14 protein-coding genes and 1 riboswitch are annotated in these 15,350 nt (G+C 59.1%); of the genes, 5 read left to right on the top strand and 9 right to left on the bottom strand.

Features of this window, described 5'->3' with window-relative positions; translation table 11 throughout:
* Positions 1–151 precede the first annotated feature (151 nt).
* On the top strand, positions 152–1,222 hold the full coding sequence (locus tag JZX87_RS11225; RefSeq protein ID WP_148148470.1) for a GGDEF domain-containing protein: 1,071 nt from the start codon (positions 152–154) through the stop codon (positions 1,220–1,222).
* A gap of 47 nt (positions 1,223–1,269) precedes the next feature.
* Here JZX87_RS11225 and JZX87_RS11220 read toward each other — a convergent pair whose 3' ends face one another.
* The 4 genes from JZX87_RS11220 to JZX87_RS11205 are packed head-to-tail and all read right to left on the bottom strand — an operon-like array spanning position 1,270 to position 4,252.
* A complete protein-coding gene (locus tag JZX87_RS11220; RefSeq protein ID WP_206825585.1) occupies positions 1,270–1,875 on the bottom strand; it encodes a pyridoxamine 5'-phosphate oxidase family protein in 606 nt (201 codons plus the stop codon).
* 11 nt (positions 1,876–1,886) lie between these two features.
* The gene (locus JZX87_RS11215; RefSeq protein ID WP_206825445.1) at positions 1,887–3,710 is read right to left on the bottom strand and encodes a monovalent cation:proton antiporter-2 (CPA2) family protein; all 1,824 of its coding nucleotides are present in this window, start codon (positions 3,708–3,710) and stop codon (positions 1,887–1,889) included.
* Positions 3,711–3,734: 24 nt separating this feature from the next.
* Entirely contained in the window at positions 3,735–4,118 is a 384-nt protein-coding gene (locus tag JZX87_RS11210; RefSeq protein WP_206825434.1) for a gamma-butyrobetaine hydroxylase family protein, read from the bottom strand.
* Positions 4,115–4,252 carry a hypothetical protein gene (locus JZX87_RS11205; RefSeq protein ID WP_206825432.1) on the bottom strand — a complete coding sequence of 46 codons (138 nt, stop codon included), beginning with the start codon at positions 4,250–4,252 and terminating at the stop codon, positions 4,115–4,117. The genes JZX87_RS11210 and JZX87_RS11205 overlap by 4 nt, the downstream gene beginning before the upstream one ends.
* Before the next feature lie 86 nt (positions 4,253–4,338).
* Here JZX87_RS11205 and moaA point away from each other — a divergent pair, with 86 nt between their 5' ends.
* Complete coding sequence (moaA, locus tag JZX87_RS11200) at positions 4,339–5,328, top strand: GTP 3',8-cyclase MoaA (RefSeq protein ID WP_148148513.1); 990 nt, start codon at positions 4,339–4,341, stop codon at positions 5,326–5,328.
* On the opposite strand, the gene thiD is transcribed toward moaA, so the two are convergent.
* From thiD to JZX87_RS11180, 4 genes are all read right to left on the bottom strand, one after another.
* Positions 5,315–6,139, bottom strand: a complete 825-nt coding sequence (thiD, locus tag JZX87_RS11195; RefSeq protein ID WP_206825428.1) for a bifunctional hydroxymethylpyrimidine kinase/phosphomethylpyrimidine kinase — start codon at positions 6,137–6,139, stop codon at positions 5,315–5,317. The two genes, moaA and thiD, sit on opposite strands and share 14 nt — an antisense overlap.
* Positions 6,136–6,771 carry a thiamine phosphate synthase gene (thiE, locus tag JZX87_RS11190; protein WP_206825427.1) on the bottom strand — a complete coding sequence of 212 codons (636 nt, stop codon included), beginning with the start codon at positions 6,769–6,771 and terminating at the stop codon, positions 6,136–6,138. Before thiE ends, thiD begins: the two co-directional genes overlap by 4 nt.
* Positions 6,768–7,583: a hydroxyethylthiazole kinase gene (thiM, locus tag JZX87_RS11185; RefSeq protein WP_206825426.1), complete on the bottom strand. Its 816-nt coding sequence runs from the start codon at positions 7,581–7,583 to the stop codon at positions 6,768–6,770. Before thiM ends, thiE begins: the two co-directional genes overlap by 4 nt.
* A 49-nt stretch (positions 7,584–7,632) precedes the next feature.
* A riboswitch (TPP riboswitch) is annotated at positions 7,633–7,729 on the bottom strand.
* A gap of 143 nt (positions 7,730–7,872) precedes the next feature.
* On the bottom strand, positions 7,873–10,440 hold the full coding sequence (locus JZX87_RS11180; RefSeq protein ID WP_206825425.1) for a methyl-accepting chemotaxis protein: 2,568 nt from the start codon (positions 10,438–10,440) through the stop codon (positions 7,873–7,875).
* 207 nt (positions 10,441–10,647) lie between these two features.
* Here JZX87_RS11180 and JZX87_RS11175 point away from each other — a divergent pair, with 207 nt between their 5' ends.
* From JZX87_RS11175 to mobB, 3 genes are read left to right on the top strand one after another with little or no spacing between them, the layout of a single operon-like run.
* Complete coding sequence (locus JZX87_RS11175) at positions 10,648–11,556, top strand: DMT family transporter (RefSeq protein WP_206825424.1); 909 nt, start codon at positions 10,648–10,650, stop codon at positions 11,554–11,556.
* Positions 11,557–11,558: 2 nt separating this feature from the next.
* On the top strand, positions 11,559–12,173 hold the full coding sequence (gene mobA, locus JZX87_RS11170) for a molybdenum cofactor guanylyltransferase MobA (protein ID WP_206825423.1): 615 nt from the start codon (positions 11,559–11,561) through the stop codon (positions 12,171–12,173).
* A complete protein-coding gene (gene mobB, locus JZX87_RS11165; protein WP_206825422.1) occupies positions 12,170–12,685 on the top strand; it encodes a molybdopterin-guanine dinucleotide biosynthesis protein B in 516 nt (171 codons plus the stop codon). Before mobA ends, mobB begins: the two co-directional genes overlap by 4 nt.
* A gap of 51 nt (positions 12,686–12,736) precedes the next feature.
* Here mobB and JZX87_RS32005 read toward each other — a convergent pair whose 3' ends face one another.
* The gene (locus tag JZX87_RS32005) at positions 12,737–15,016 is read right to left on the bottom strand and encodes an OmpA family protein (protein ID WP_206825421.1); all 2,280 of its coding nucleotides are present in this window, start codon (positions 15,014–15,016) and stop codon (positions 12,737–12,739) included.
* Positions 15,017–15,350: the final 334 nt, after the last annotated feature.

Below are 15,350 nucleotides of genomic sequence, written 5' to 3'. Positions count from 1 at the left end.
TTATCGTATTGAGTAATAATAAATTTTAGCGCCACCAAAAATTCCTTTTACTACTTGAACGAAGCGTCGACGAAATAGATCCTTAATTATTTTCCAATAGATTTTAATATAAGATTTTATCAAATCCATAGGGTCTAACTGGGGGTCGTCGATGACGACGATATCTGCATCGAAGCCGCATTCGGGTGACCTGATGGGGCAGATCATCTATGCAGTGCGGTCAATGGGCGTATCGCCCATACCGCGCAATTATCAGCTTTTCTATGAAGCCTACATAGGCTCGAACCCGGATCTCACTCGAGAACTCGCAGCGCTTGGCAGCCGAGCTACTCAGGAAGATCTGGACATAATTTCAGAGCGTTATCTCGGCGGGCCTCAAGCTGCCGTTATCGAGAAGGCAAACGACCGTTTGCTCGGGGAACTCGATGCGCTGCTGAAGCTTCTGCGCCAAGAGCAGAACTCGCTCGAAAGTTACGGCAAGCTGCTCAGCGAGACCGCGTCGAGAATCAATACGAAGAACAGTTTCTCTACGGATATCATCCGCAGTGCCATCAGCCTCTTGCACCAGGCAACCGATGACAAGATGGCGCATGGCGAAAAGACCGTCGACGACATGGTTCAGCGATCCAACGAAATGGATCAGGTGCGCCGTGAACTTGATGAGTACAAGCGCATTGCCAATACCGATTCACTGACGCGACTTTCAAACCGTCGCGCCTTTGATGAGCGCCTGGCCAGTTCATTCGACAACCAGACGGCCCTGCCCCTCACCGCGCTTGTTCTGGCTGACATCGATAACTTCAAGAAGATAAACGACAATTTTGGCCATCCGGTTGGCGACAAAATTCTCGCGACTGTCGCTTCTGTGCTGCGCGCCAATGTACGGAAAGATGTATTCGTCGCGCGCACCGGCGGTGAAGAGTTTGCGATCATCGTTGAAGGCAATACGCCGGACGAGGTAATGGTGATCTGCGAGCGCGTGCGCCGTGCCCTTGAGACAAGAACCTTCCGCAACTCTCGCTCGGGCGTAAACTACGGACCGGTGACAATCTCGCTCGGTTATTCGATGGCCGTCCAGGCAGCCGATCCCGGCGAGCTTTACGCACAGTCGGATGCAGCTCTCTATTATGCCAAAAACAGCGGTCGCAATCGCTCGGTCTTCTTCGAGGAGAGCATGAAGAGCCATTACATCAGCAAGAACTGGCTGATCTACAAGAAGTAAAAGGCAGGCCGCCCGGCCTGCCTTTTCTCTTTCAGGATATCTCTCACTCACCACATGGTTTTGGCCGCACGCGCCGGCCATTCACGATCATAGGTTTCCCGGTCGAAATCCGCTTTTGCCGCCTTCAACAATTGCCCTGGCGTCGGCAATGTCATCGGGTCGACGAAACGATCGACATTCCACAGCTCGGATCGCATCAGTGCGCGGGCGCATTGGAAATAGACCTCATCGACTCTGACGATAGCAACCGTTCGCGGATGTTTGCCATCCATCTCGAAGCTCTGCAGGAGAGATGGCTCGGCGGAAACGACTGCCCTGCCGTTGACGCGCATTGTGGTGGTCGAACCAGGAATAAGGAACATCAGGGCGACACGAGGATCGCGAACGATGTTGATAAGCGAATCGACACGGTTGTTGCCGCGCCAATCCGGCAGCAGCAGCGTATTTTCATCCTCGACCCTGACAACACCGCCAATATCGCCGCGCGGCGAACAATCGAGACCTTCCGGGCCCACCGTCGCAAGCGCTACGAACGGAGAGATCTCGATCATGTGCCGATATTCCGGCGTCAATTTTGTCGTCACCTTGGCAGTCGACGCTTCGCTCGAAGCGCCATAGATCGCTTTTAATTCCTCGATCGAGCGGATGATCATGGTTTCGTCATTCACGTTGCAGCCTCCTGCGCGGCGGCCTGTTCTGCCGCGCGTTTCTCTCTTTGCCGTCCCGTTCTTGCGGCAATGACGTCGGCGGGACGTGCGTTGCCCTTGATCAGCGAGCGACCGGCATAGATGCCACCGATCTGCTCTAGTGCGAAACGCTCGCGATCGGTCTCGCGAAATTCCTCGATGATCTGGGCTGCAAGTTCTTCCTCCTCGCCAAGCACGCTCAGCACTTCGCTGCCGAAATTCAGCGCCGATTCGTAGGTCTCCCGAATCTGGTAGTCGACGCCGGCTTTCAAGAGATCTATCGCGTGGCCGCGGTCATAGGCACGGGCAAGCAGCGGCACCATGGGAAATTCATCCTTGACGATCTCGGCTATCTTGATGGCCGCTTCCTTGTCGTCAATGCAGATGAGGATCGCCTTTGCGGTCGCTGCCCCCGCGGCGTGGAGGATTTCCGGGCGGGAGCCGTCCCCGTAAAAGACCTTGAAGCCGAAATCGCCGATATCCCGGATAAATTCGGCATCCTTGTCGATGATCGACAGCGTATAACCGCGCGCCAGCACCGGCTGGCTGACGATCTGGCCGAAACGGCCGAAACCGATCATCAGCACAGTGCCCGCAATATCTTCCGGCGCGTCAAGCCCGCTTGTGTCGACCTGCGGCTTGGGTGCAATTCGGACATAAACAGCCACGACAAGCGGTGTGACCACCAGGGACAACACGATCGTTGCGGTCAGCACTGCATTCGTCTCTGCGTCGAAAATGCCGGCCGATGTCGCAGCGGCATAGAGCACGAATGCGAATTCACCGCCCTGCGCCATCAGGATCGCACGGCCGACACTTTCCGGATGAGGCGTACCGAGAAGGCGGGCTACACCATAGATTACCAGTGCCTTTACGATCATGTAGGCGATCACGGCAAGAACGACATGCTGCCAGTTCGCGGCGATGACTGCGAGATCGACCGCCATGCCGACGCCCAGGAAGAACAGGCCGAGCAATATCCCCCGGAAAGGTTCGATATCGGCTTCGAGCTGGTGCCGGAAAGAGGATTCGGACAGGAGAACGCCAGCAAGGAAGGCGCCCATGGCCATGGAAAGTCCGGCGAAATCCATCAGCAGTGCTGACCCGAGCACCACCAGCAGGGCGGCTGCCGTCATAACTTCACGGGCACCGGAATTGGCCAACAACCGGAAAAAGGGGTTGAGAAGATAACGTCCCGCAAGAACGAGAGCCACCAGCGCGGCAAAGCCGATAGCAACAGACTGGAAACGTTCCATGATGGATACGGTCTCACCGTGTGAAGCAAGGAGCGTGACAATCGCCAGCAAGGGTACAATGGCCAAATCCTCGAAGAGCAGGATCGAGACGATATGCTGGCCTTTCGGTGTATGCAGATGATTGCGCTCCTGCAGCATCTGCATGACGATTGCCGTCGATGTCAGGACGAAACCTGTCCCTGCCACGAAGGCAACGGGAGCCGTCTGGCCAAACCCCATTCCAATCGCCATCAGCGCCACAATACAGGCGCAAACCTGAAGTGCGCCAAGGCCGAATATATCCTTGCGCATGCTCCATAGGCGCGAGGGCTGCATTTCCAGCCCAATGATGAAGAGGAACATGACCACGCCGAGTTCGGCAATGTGGAGGATGGCTTGCGGATCGGAGACCAGCTTCAGGCCGAATGGGCCGACAACCAGGCCTGCCGCCAGATAACCGAGAACCGAGCCAAGCCCTATCCGCTTGAACAGCGGCGCGGCGATAACGCCTGCGCCCAAAAGCGCCACGACCTGTACCAGTTCACCTGCATTCGATTCTGCCGCCACCCGCTTGTCCCCTTGCTTATCCTGTTAACGCGCTCGCGCGCCGTCTCGGCTCAGGCCCTTAGCAGCCAGATCCTCTTCGTATTGTCGAAAAAGATCGTCACCGTCCGTTCCCAACTCGCGCAGATAACGCCAGGTGAAAATTCCACTGTCGTGTCCGTCGTCGAAAGCAATTCGCACGGCATAATTTCCGGCCGCAACCAAATTTCGGATCGCCACCATACGCTTGCCGGGAACCGTCACCTTTTGGCCCGGACCATGGCCTTGAACCTCGGCCGAGGGCGAGAGAACGCGCAGCCGCTCGGCGGGCAGCGCAAAACGCGCTCCATCGTCGAATGTCACCGTCAACGTCCGCTTGTCTTCGGCCACGCGCAGTTCGGTGGGCCAGCTGTCGTTCGAAACCTCGGTCATATCCGCTCTTCCAATTTCACCCGCTCAGGATTATGGATTTCATCAATTCGCCGCAACCCTGTGCGTCGCGCCGTTTTGATCAAAGTGCCATCCGCTTTGTCGGTATAAAGCTTGACGTCATCGATGATGACCACCAGATTCCGGCAATCAGGAGTATATTGACTTGAATTCCATCGTTACCCCACCATTGTTCGGCAATCCAGCATCGGCCCAGGCGCCGATGATCGATCCGTTTGGTCGTGCGGTGACTTATCTTCGTGTGTCAGTGACGGATCGCTGCGATTTCCGCTGTACCTATTGCATGGCAGAAAACATGACTTTTCTGCCGAAGAAGGACCTGCTGACGCTCGAAGAGCTGGAACGTCTCTGTTCCGCCTTCATCGCGAAGGGCGTTCGCAAATTGAGACTCACAGGCGGCGAACCGCTGGTACGCAAGAACATCATGTTCCTGGTCGAGGCGCTTGGAAAACAAATCGATGCAGGAAGGCTCGATGAGCTGACGCTGACGACCAATGGTTCGCAGCTTGCCCGTTATGCGCAAGAGCTTCATGACAACGGTGTGCGCCGCATCAATGTTTCGCTCGACACGCTCGACGAAGCGAAATTCAAGGCTATCACCCGCTGGGGCAATTTCCGTCAGGTCATGAACGGTATTGATGCTGCCCAGAAAGCCGGGATCAAGATCAAGCTCAATGCCGTGGCGCTGAAGGATTTCAATGAGCATGAAATCCCGGAAATGATCCGTTTCGCACATGGCCGGGACATGGACCTGACGCTGATCGAGACCATGCCGATGGGCGAGATCGAAGAGGACCGCACTGACCGCTATCTCCCCCTGTCGCAGGTTCGGGAAAGCCTTGAAGAGCAGTTCACTCTTTCCGAAATTCCTTACAAGACAGGCGGTCCCGCCCGTTATGTCGAGGTAAAGGAAACAAATGGACGATTAGGCTTCATCACGCCGATGACGCATAATTTCTGCGAAAGCTGCAACCGCGTACGTCTCACCTGCACCGGCACTCTCTACATGTGTCTCGGCCAGAACGACGCCGCGGACCTGCGTTCCGCCTTGCGCGGCTCTGACGATGATGATTACCTTGCCAATGCTATCGATGAGGCGATCACCCGCAAGCCGAAAGGCCATGACTTCATCATCGACCGCACTCACAAACGCCCCGCGGTCGCGCGACACATGAGTGTCACCGGCGGGTGACCTCATCCTCCCACAGCTCGACGAAATGATTGACCGGCCCGTGTCCGCTGCCGACCGATAAGGTGTCGGCAGCGTTTATAGCCTTGGCCAGATAAGCTTTCGCCAACTTCACCGCCTCCACCATGGATCGTCCCTTGGCAAGTTCGGCGGCAATGGCGCTCGACAGGGTGCAGCCGGTGCCATGGGTATTCCTTGTCGTCGTTCGCGGCCCTTCAAACCAGGTCACGCCACCAACATCCGCCAGTACATCCGGGCTGTCGTCGCTGGCGAGATGGCCTCCCTTGATCAGCACGGCACCCGGTCCTTGCTGCAGTAAACCCGTCGCCTGACTGGCCATTTCCGCCCGTGTCTTAGCCTCATTCTCGCCCAGCAGGACTGCAGCTTCGGGAAGGTTCGGCGTGATGACGGAAGCAAGGGGCAGCAGCCGGTCGATAACCGCTTGACCGGCATCGGAGGCAAGAAGTGGAGCGCCACCCTTTGCGACCATCACCGGATCAAGCACGATCGGAATACCCATCGCATGGGTCTCAAGCAATTCTGCAACGGTGCGTGCAATCTGCGCATTGGCGATCATGCCAATCTTCACCGCATCGACCCTTATGTCGGCAAAAATCGCCTCGATCTGGGCGCGAACGAACTCCGGAGGCAACGCATGAATGGCGGTCACGCCCTGCGTATTCTGGGCCGTCAACGCCGTCAGCGCTGCCATGCCATAAGTGCCGCGGGCGGAAAATGCCTTGAGGTCCGCCTGTATGCCGGCGCCGCCGGATGGATCGGAGCCTGCAATCGACAAGACATTGCGAATCGTCATTTCTTCACCTCCGCAATTTTATCGGCGATCAATCTTGTGGCAGCTTGGGGATCGGGCGATCCGCATATGGCGGATACGACCGCGAGACCCTTTGCCCCTGCGCGAAAGATTTCTTCGACATGTTGAACCTTGACGCCGCCTATCGCCACTGCGGGTATCGGGGATGCCGCCACGATCCGCGCAAGGCCTTCAAAACCGATCGGCTGCTTGTGATCCGGCTTCGTGCCGGTCGCGAAGACCGGGCCGACGCCGACATAATCAACCACCGCCGGATCAACCCGTCGCGCCAGATCTTCCGTCTCTATGGAGAGACCAAGGATTAGCCTATCGCCAACACGCTTTCGAACCTCCGTCGCATTCATGTCTTCCTGCCCGACATGAATACCGTCTGCACCGATCGCGAGCGCGGCCTCCACATCATCGTTGACAATCAGCGACACGCCGGCCCCTGAAAGGGCAGCTTTCAGCTGCAGGCCCGTCGCGATCATCTCTGCGGTCGTTGCCTGCTTGTCGCGCAACTGCACCATCGTTGCCCCGCCCAGCACGGCAAGTCGCGCCGTCTCGACCATGCCGAACGCGCGACAAAGATTCGGGTCCAGCACCAGATAAAGGGAAAGGTCGAACTGCTTCATGCCGGTATCACCCGCGCTACGGCATCAACGGCATCCGGGGTCACTTCCGCAAGCAGATCGAGGAAACGCACGGCAAAGGAACCCGGCGCATGAGCGTCCCGTCCCGCCAGTTCGCCAGCTGACGCAAACAAGGCAAGCGCCGCAACTGTTGCCTCAAACGGCTTGTCCGGCACGGTTGCTGCAAAACCGCCGATGACACAGGTCAACGAGCAACCGAGCGCCGTCACTTTCGGCATCAGCGCAGATCCGCCGAGAACATGAACGGCACGATGACCGTCGGTGACGAAATCCCGTTCCCCAGTCACGGCGACGACACAGCCATGACGAATGGCAAGAGCGCGGGCAGCGGCCTGCGCTGAAGCCACGCTGTCACCGGAATCCACCCCCTGCCCCGATGCATGCTCGCCGGCAAGCGTGATGATTTCGGAAGCGTTGCCGCGGATTACCGTCGGCCTGTGCTCCAGAAGCGCGGACACGGCGGCACGCCTATAGGCGGTCGCGAAATGCGCAACCGGATCGAGTATCCAGGGTTTTCCCGCTTCGCTTGCAGCCTCGGCGGCCTGCTTCATACCGTCGAAAAAGTCCGGCGAGATGGTCCCTATATTGAGGGTCAGTGCCGCCGCTATGCCTGCGAATTCCGCCGCCTCTTCCGGGCTGTGCACCATTGCAGGCGATGCGCCCGCAGCCAGCATCACATTGGCGGCAATGTTCATCGCGACGAAATTGGTGATGTTCTGCACCAACGGATTTTTCTGCCGCATCGCTGCCAGCAATGCGCCGGGTTTCAATGATTGAGCGGAATCGTCTGCCATCTGCGCCTCCTTTTGAGGCGGAGGTGGACGTGGGGATGCGACGTCAAGAACGAAGACCCGAACGACTCCCTCCGCCAGCATGATCTGGTTCAGGTTCAAAGGGTACTTCTCAGCCCGGCTTTCGCCGGACGCCCCTGTCATGATCAACAACTACCGGATGATGATCCGCGATTCCAGCCTTTTTACTCAAATGCGGCAAGATGCGGGCTTAGCCTTAGCCCCGAAAGCCGCCGTCGTATCTGGCGGCGGCTTTTGAAGTTTCACGAGGTTCTGGGCATCTGCCTTCACGTCATGCGGCGCTGCTACGGTGCAAACGCGGCTGAGGCTCCTGGTAATAGGTCCCGCTGCTGTCGCTGGTCCTGAAGCGGCCGATCTTCTGGGTCAGATCCTCCACCCGGTGACGCAGGCCACGTATTTCGGCATTGTTCTCCTCGACCATGGCGGCATTCTGCTGGGTTATCAGTTCGACGTCGTTGACAGCCTGCGTGACCTGCGTGATGCCCGTGGACTGCTCTGCGGCAGCCGAGGAAATCTGTGCCACCAGTTTTCGAACATCGGTGACGTGAGCAATGATCCTGGAGAGTGCTTCGCCGGTTTCCTCGACGAGCTGCACGCCGCTTTCGACCTGCGTTGCACTTGCCGAAATCAACTGCTTGATCTCGCGGGCCGCACCCGCGCAGCGCTGGGCCAGTTCGCGGACCTCCTGGGCGACAACAGCAAAACCGCGGCCTGCTTCACCGGCGCGAGCAGCCTCGACGCCGGCATTCAGCGCCAGGAGGTTCGTCTGAAAGGCGATCTCGTCAATGACGCCGATGATCTGGCTGATCTTGTCGGAGGAGCGGCTGATCTCGCCCATGGCATTGACTGCGCGTGCCACGACCTCGCCTGAGCGGACGGCGAACTCTTCGGTCTCGTTGACCGATTGAGACGTCTGACGGGCATTAGTAGCGGTGCTACGCACAACATCGCTCAAGTGGCGCAAAGCCCGAGAGCTTTCCTCCAGCGCGGCCGCCTGCTGTTCCGTGCGTTTCGCCAGATCGTCGGCGGAGGCGGAAAGATTGGCCGTACCGCCATTGATCTCCTGCGCCGCAAAGCCGACTTCGGACAAAGTCGCACGCAGAGCATCGACAGCCTGATTATAAGTTCTGGCCATCATGACGAAATCTGCCGGGAGATTTTCGTCCATCCCCGTTGCCAGATCGCCCTCGGCCAGATTGCCGAGCACGCCCGAGAGCGCGGTCAACGCATGCTGCTGATCGGCCGCGATGCGGGCACGTTCGCCGGCACGCTGTTCTGCTTCCGCCGAAGAGAGCTCCCGGGCGGCGGCGGCTTCCTGCTCCAGCCGAACATTTTCTCTCGCAGCGTCGCGGAATACCGTAACGGAACGAACCATGTCACCGATCTCATCGCCACGCTCGCGGCCTTCGATCGAAACCTCCAGGTCGCCGTCGGCAAGACGCTTCATCACTTCGGTCACCCGGCGCAGAGGGCCGCGCAATGTCTCGATCAGCATCAGGCCGCCCGCGATCGCCAATATCGTACCGACCACCATGGCGACGACCGAAAGATTTGCCGACCGTTCGCTATCTTCCTTGCCGACTTCCTGAGCCTGGGCAACGAAATTCTTCAGCCCGGCCATCGCGCCGCTCAGAGTGGCCGTGGCTTCCGCCCTCTTCTTCTGCCAGTCGGAAGCGATCACGATCAGCTTTGTCGATCCGGCGTCCAGCGATGCGAGAAGCGGCTCGAGCTTTACAGCAAAGCCAGCCATGGTGAAGTTGGTCTTGGCAAGTTCAGAAACACGCGCCGAGACGGTACGCAAACCCGCCGTCGATTCAAGAAGCGGCTTCTGCGAAGCCTCGCTCATCGTACCGCTCATCCGCTCGACAAGCAGTTTGAGCTCATCGATCCTGCGCAGCGAATCCTCTGTCTGGGCAAGCAGCTCACGCTGGACGGCCACATCACCTTCAAGACCAACAAACCGTTCAGCCGCCGTTACGGCCCGGCTGTTGGACAGATTATCCAAATCTCGCTGGATCGGCATGAGTGCACTTGTTCCGACACGCACGGCCTGCGCCTTGTCGGCGATCGGGGCGTCGCCGGCAATGGTCGCTTTCAAGCCGGCAGCGGCCTGTCGCGCCGGATCGAAAGCCTTGCCTGCCTTTTCCGATACGAGAGTGCTGATCTTTGCGAATTCCTCTTCCAATGGGCCGAGGTAGAGCTTGGCCGTATTGATGGCCGCATCGTCGCTTTCGGCACGACGCATTGCTTCACGTAAGTCCGAGACCCTGCCCGAAATGGCGTTATAGGCATAGGCTTCCAGCAACATGCCCTTGGCAAATTTCTCCTTGCCGGCGCTCTGCTTGCGCAGGCTGCCTACCTGCGCCTCCACTTCCGTGCCGAGCGTATCGATTTCCGTCACGGCGCTGGCCATCTGCGCATCCGTTTCGTCCCGCAGCAGCTTGACGGCCCACAGCGCATCGACATGACTGCGCATTGCCGAGGCGAGCCCCATAACCGGTGCAACCCGTGATCGATCCCCTTCACTTGTCAGAAGTCCCTCGAGCACACCGACGCCCTGTTGCTGGGCATCGATATCGGCTCTTAGTGCCGAAAGCGTCTTTTCATTCGGCGTCGCGGAATATTCCTGCAAGCTCGACTGAAGGCGCTCGAAATCGCCGATGTTCTCAATCGTGGCGCGGGTCACGGTCATATGGCCATTCAGAGTATTGGCCGTGTAATATCCGGCAAGGCCCACGCCCGCGATCAGCAGAACGAGAGGAACAACGAACAGAAGAACCTTGGTTACAATTTTCCGGCTTTGCAAAAGTCGATCGATAAACAATTTTTTCCCCGTCATTAGCTGCGCTGAAGGCACGATTGCATGTGTGCACAACGGAGCGATTCCAGCCTCATGCGGGAACATCTGCACACGATGGCCACTTTCGGTTGAGCAACCGTTAATGGCAGCCGGCGACATTTGCGCGCGGAAAAATCAGATGGAAATCTGCTGGCAGCAAACTTGCCGATCACGTAAAGACGGGACGCAAAGGGTGGAGGAATCGGGATGGCATTGTCGGATAACACGCGCGGTGCGCTGCTCATGGCGACCGCGATGGCGGTGTTTTCCTGCAATGACGCGATGGTCAAGGCATTGACGCACGACCTCAGTATTCCGCAGATCATGGCAGTACGTGGGGTTCTGACAACCATACTCGTATTTGCGGTCTCCATTCTCCTGCGCGCCAAATTCTCGCTACGCGCCTTCACCCATCCGCTGGTGCTTTTGCGCACCGCCTGCGAACTCGGCGGAACTTTGTCCTTCTTTAACGCGCTTGCCAGGATCGATTTCGCTTCGGCTTCCTCGATCATGCAGTCGCTGCCGCTTGCGGTTACGCTCGGGGCTGCGCTTCTGTTTCACGAACCGGTCGGCTGGCGGCGCTGGAGCGCCATCATCGTCGGCTTCATGGGTGTGCTGCTGATCATCCAGCCGGGACCTGAAGGCTTTTCCAGCGACGCGCTGTTCCCGCTTGCAGCGGTTTTCTTCACCGCCTGCCGGGATCTCGTGACACGCAGGATCGCAACGGAAATCCCGACCATCCACGTGACCCTCTTCACCTCCTTCATCATCATGGTCGTCGGCTTTGTTCTCGTCGGCCCGACAGGCGGATGGCACCCGATTTCGGGTTTCAACTGGCTGCTTCTGGCGCTGACGGCGATTGCGGTATTCTGCGGCTATCAGGCAATCATCCTCGCCATGCGCGGTGGGGAAATCTCCTTCATTGCGCCGTTCCGCTATACCAGCCTGATCTGGGCGCTCCTCATCGGGGTCCTGGTTTTCGGTGAGCGTCCGGGCATGACAGTGCTCATGGGCGCGGCCGTCGTGATCTGCTCCGGCCTCTATACATTCTACCGCGAAAGCCGCCGCGCCATCGATACGGCCAAAAAGGCGGTGACGCCCACGGCGGGTGGCTGAGGATGCGCCCGCCCGGTCTCATTCTTGCCGGTGGCCGCTCCAGCCGCATGGGAGCGAACAAGGCGCTGCTTCCGCTCGGCGACAAAAGCGTTCTCGCTCATGTCATTAGGCGACTGTCTCCTCAGGTATCGGATCTCGCCGTCAACGCCAATGCCCCCTTCCCGGGGTTTGAGAGCTATCGCTATCTTGCAGATGATCTCGCCGGACAGCTAGGACCACTCGCCGGCATCCTTACCGGGATGCGCCATTATTCCCGCCGGCTCGCAGAAGTATCGCATTTCGCCAGCGTTCCGTGCGACAGCCCTTTTCTGCCGTTAGATCTTGTGCCGCAATTGAGCGCAGCCTGTTCCGATCCGGAAACCGTCGTCATCGCCACCTCACTGGAGCGCCGTCACCCGGTTTTCGGCCTCTGGCCGATCGCTCTTGCGGAGGATCTCGAACACTGGCTGATTGATAGCGATAATCGCCGCATCAATGCGTTCCTGAGCCGTCACCGCATGGTGACTGTCGATTTCCCGTCGCTTCAGACACGCCGCGGCCTGCTTGATCCCTTCTTCAACATCAACACACCAGAAGAGCTTACCCAAGCCGCGGCCTTTACGGAGAGCCTTGAATGAACACCACGCCCGCCTTCGGGATTTCCGGCTGGAAGAATTCTGGAAAGACGGGACTGACCGTTCGTCTGGTTGAAGAGCTTACCGCCCGCGGTTATCGCGTTTCCACCGTCAAGCACGCGCATCATGACTTTGACATCGACAAGCCCGGTGCGGATTCATTTCGGCACAGGGAGGCGGGCGCCGGGGAAGTGGCAATTGTCTCGGGAACGCGCTTTGCGATCATGCATGAACTGCGAGACGAAGCTGAGCCGACGCTTGCCGAAATCCTTTCACGGCTGGCACCTTGTGATCTCGTACTCGTAGAGGGCTACAAGCACGAGGCCATCCCGAAGATAGAACTGCGCCGGCTGGAATCGAAAAGCCGCGAGCCTCTGGCACCGATTGATCCCCATATCGTTGCGATCGCCACGGATCACTCGCTCGCTTTGCAAACTTTGCCCGTCTTCGAGCTCGACGACACGGCATCCATTGCCGACTTCATCATCGACACCACAGGCCTTCCAAAACGCTGAAAGCCGCCGACCGAATGGCCGACGGCTTCCAATTCCTGCCTGTCCGACCCGTTACTGGTTCGAGGCGACAGGTTTTACCAGAGGCGTGATCCGGCGGATCGTCACGCGGCGGTTTTCCTGGTTTGCCGCTTCGGTACTCACTTTCAGATACCGCTCCCCATAACCTTGCGTCGTCATGTTTTCGGGCGGAATGCCGAAAGCATCCGACAGGACAACAGCCACCGATTCTGCGCGCTTGTCCGAAAGGACTAGATTGCTTTCATCCGAGCCGACCGCATCCGTATGGCCTTCGATCAGGAAGGTTTCCGACGGATCCTTTTCCAGCACCTTATTGATCGCGTCTGCAACCTTGCGCAGCGAGGTTGCCTGGTTCATCGGAATCTCGGCGCTGCCCGTGGCAAAGGTGATGGTATCGAGGTCGATACGCGGAACCTTGTCGCGGATACGGGCCGAATAACGGACCTCATCGAGCGAATAAGGCCGTTCGACCCGCTCCACCGGCGGCTGCTCAAGGAAGCGGTAATAGTCGCGATCCGGCTGGCTGGATGTATCGATGATGTAGTCGTCAATCGGCACGCCAAGGCGCATCGGCGGCAGTTCGTCACCCGGATCGCGCCAGGTATAGTCCTGACGGTCTTCCAGAAGCTCCGGTGCGTAATAGAGCACATATTCCCGACCGCCACGGACGATGCGCGAACGCTGGACGACTTCGCCATAGCGGTTGCGGATCGTCACCACGCGGGTACCGTCGTTGCGTTCGACGACCTCGCGATAGCGACCGTCGCTCAGACGCTCATATTCCGGACGGCCTCCATCATCGTAGAAGCGGCGGCTGTCGTCGTGGCGCACATAGGTCTGGTTGTCGATCGAGATGATAACGCGACCATCGTCACGGTCCTGATCCCAATTCCTGTCGCGGCCACGGTCACGATTGCGATCCTGGTTTTGGTTCTGTCCCAGAAGAGCGTCGCCGATCGGGCCCAAAACATCCCAGCCGCGCGGCCGTTCGAAATCGGGCCGGCCATCGATACGCTGGCCGCGTTCCTCTACCAGCTCGCGACGCTGGTTGCGCCAGCGCTCCCGGTCTTCGCGGGTGACACGATCATTGGCCTGCGCGTCTGCATCGTTACGCGGCGGCGGAGCCGCGCGTTCCTGTGCCTGCTGCTGGTCTGGCGCGCTCGGATTTCCGCGTCTGTCCGGACGGCTCGGATCCTGCGGACGGTCACCGCCGCGTTGCGCACGATCCGGCCGCTGTTCCTTGGCACTGTCGAGCACGGCGGCTCCGTTTTCGACCGGAAGCTTCGGCTGCTCGGCGCTCTGCTCAACGGGACGCGGCTGATTGCGCTCTCCACCGCTCACCGCCTGATCAGGTGCCTTGTCCGCGTCCTGAGCCTGCTGTCGGGCAGGTTTGGGCGGCTGGCCCGGCTGCTGCTGGGGCACCGGCGCCTGATCGGCATTCTGCTGCGCGCGAGGCTTTGGCGGCTGAATCACATCTCCCTGATCTGCCTGTTGACGCTGCGGCCGTTCAGTCTGAGGACGCTCGGCCTGCTGCGGACGGCCTTGAGGCTGCTCGGCCTGCGGCTGTTCCGCCTGTTGCTGGCGTTCCTGCCGCGGCTTGGGCTGTTCCGCATCCGCCTGTGCAGGCGGCTTTGCTGTCGGCTTTGGTTCAGGTGCCTGATCGGCATTCTGCTGCGCGCGAGGCTTTGGCGGCTGGATCACATCTCCCTGATCTGCCTGTTGACGCTGCGGCCGTTCAGTCTGAGGACGCTCTGCCTGCTGCGGACGGCCTTGAGGCTGCTCGGCCTGTTGCTGGCGTTCCTTGCGCGGCTTGGGCTGTTCGGCCTGATCTGCATCCGGCTTTGCCTGTTGCCGGAGATCGGGGGCCTGCTCGGCGTTCTGCTGACGCCGTTGCGGACGTTCGCTGCCCGCGCCCTGATCTGCCTGCTGCTCACGGCGCTGAGGGCGCTCGGCGTCCGGCTGCTCGGCACGCTGTTCACGCTGGCGGGGTTGCGGCCGTTCACCACCCTCACCCTGATCTGCCTGCTGCTGGCGACGCTGGGGACGTTCACCCTCTGGCTGTTCTGCCCGCTGCTGGCGCTCGCCGCGCGGACGTTCAGCTCCTTCGCCCTGATCAGCCTGCGGCTTGCGGCGCTTCGGAAGCTCCTCACCCTCTGCCGGAACCTGCTCCTGCACCCGAATGATACCGGGCGCCGCCGGCTGCACCGATCCGAGATCCACACCGGATGGCAGGGCATAGGCAGGTTGCATCAACAATGGCAGGGACAAAACAGGCGCCGCCACGCTGGCGAACAATCTGGATTTCATCGACATGACATTTTCCTTCTTCTGGCTTTCGTCCCTAGATGCTCGCGACGGCCCCAATGATCATGACTGTTGAGGCCCACCTCTTGCGGGCAGTTTTTCGCGGCACCACAACTGTATTTGTTCCAATTGGTTCCCATTATGGCCGCCTGCAAAGGTCCGTATCATCGGGACCAAAGTCTGAACTACGCTTGAATGCTGTATTCATCCGGCAATTATCGCTGCGCTATCTTGGCGCATCACAAAAAGCTCCGCCTGCGATGTCAGGCATTTTCTTCCGGCAACAATCTCCTCCAGGAACACTCTGGCGACATCAGGGTTTGGACGTAAACGTCAAACGCAT

Origin of the sequence: Agrobacterium sp. Ap1, assembly GCF_017313375.1 — a bacterium.
GTDB lineage: Bacteria > Pseudomonadota > Alphaproteobacteria > Rhizobiales > Rhizobiaceae > Neorhizobium > Neorhizobium cellulosilyticum.
Note: the sequence above shows the minus strand (reverse complement) of the source record. Positions and strands in the feature narration are given on the sequence as shown.

What these genes read in the sequence shown, in the direction of transcription:
- thiM (WP_206825426.1), bottom strand. Translation starts at nt 7,583, where the DNA reads ATGGCAGACGATTCCGCTCAATCATTGAAACCCGGCGCATTGCTGGCA.
- thiD (WP_206825428.1), bottom strand. Translation starts at nt 6,139, where the DNA reads ATGACGATTCGCAATGTCTTGTCGATTGCAGGCTCCGATCCATCCGGC.
- JZX87_RS11210 (WP_206825434.1), bottom strand. Translation starts at nt 4,118, where the DNA reads ATGACCGAGGTTTCGAACGACAGCTGGCCCACCGAACTGCGCGTGGCC.
- mobB (WP_206825422.1), top strand. Translation starts at nt 12,170, where the DNA reads ATGAACACCACGCCCGCCTTCGGGATTTCCGGCTGGAAGAATTCTGGA.
- JZX87_RS32005 (WP_206825421.1), bottom strand. Translation starts at nt 15,016, where the DNA reads ATGTCGATGAAATCCAGATTGTTCGCCAGCGTGGCGGCGCCTGTTTTG.
- thiE (WP_206825427.1), bottom strand. Translation starts at nt 6,771, where the DNA reads ATGAAGCAGTTCGACCTTTCCCTTTATCTGGTGCTGGACCCGAATCTT.
- mobA (WP_206825423.1), top strand. Translation starts at nt 11,559, where the DNA reads ATGCGCCCGCCCGGTCTCATTCTTGCCGGTGGCCGCTCCAGCCGCATG.
- JZX87_RS11220 (WP_206825585.1), bottom strand. Translation starts at nt 1,875, where the DNA reads ATGATCATCCGCTCGATCGAGGAATTAAAAGCGATCTATGGCGCTTCG.
- JZX87_RS11180 (WP_206825425.1), bottom strand. Translation starts at nt 10,440, where the DNA reads ATGACGGGGAAAAAATTGTTTATCGATCGACTTTTGCAAAGCCGGAAA.
- moaA (WP_148148513.1), top strand. Translation starts at nt 4,339, where the DNA reads ATGATCGATCCGTTTGGTCGTGCGGTGACTTATCTTCGTGTGTCAGTG.
- JZX87_RS11175 (WP_206825424.1), top strand. Translation starts at nt 10,648, where the DNA reads ATGGCATTGTCGGATAACACGCGCGGTGCGCTGCTCATGGCGACCGCG.
- JZX87_RS11225 (WP_148148470.1), top strand. Translation starts at nt 152, where the DNA reads ATGACGACGATATCTGCATCGAAGCCGCATTCGGGTGACCTGATGGGG.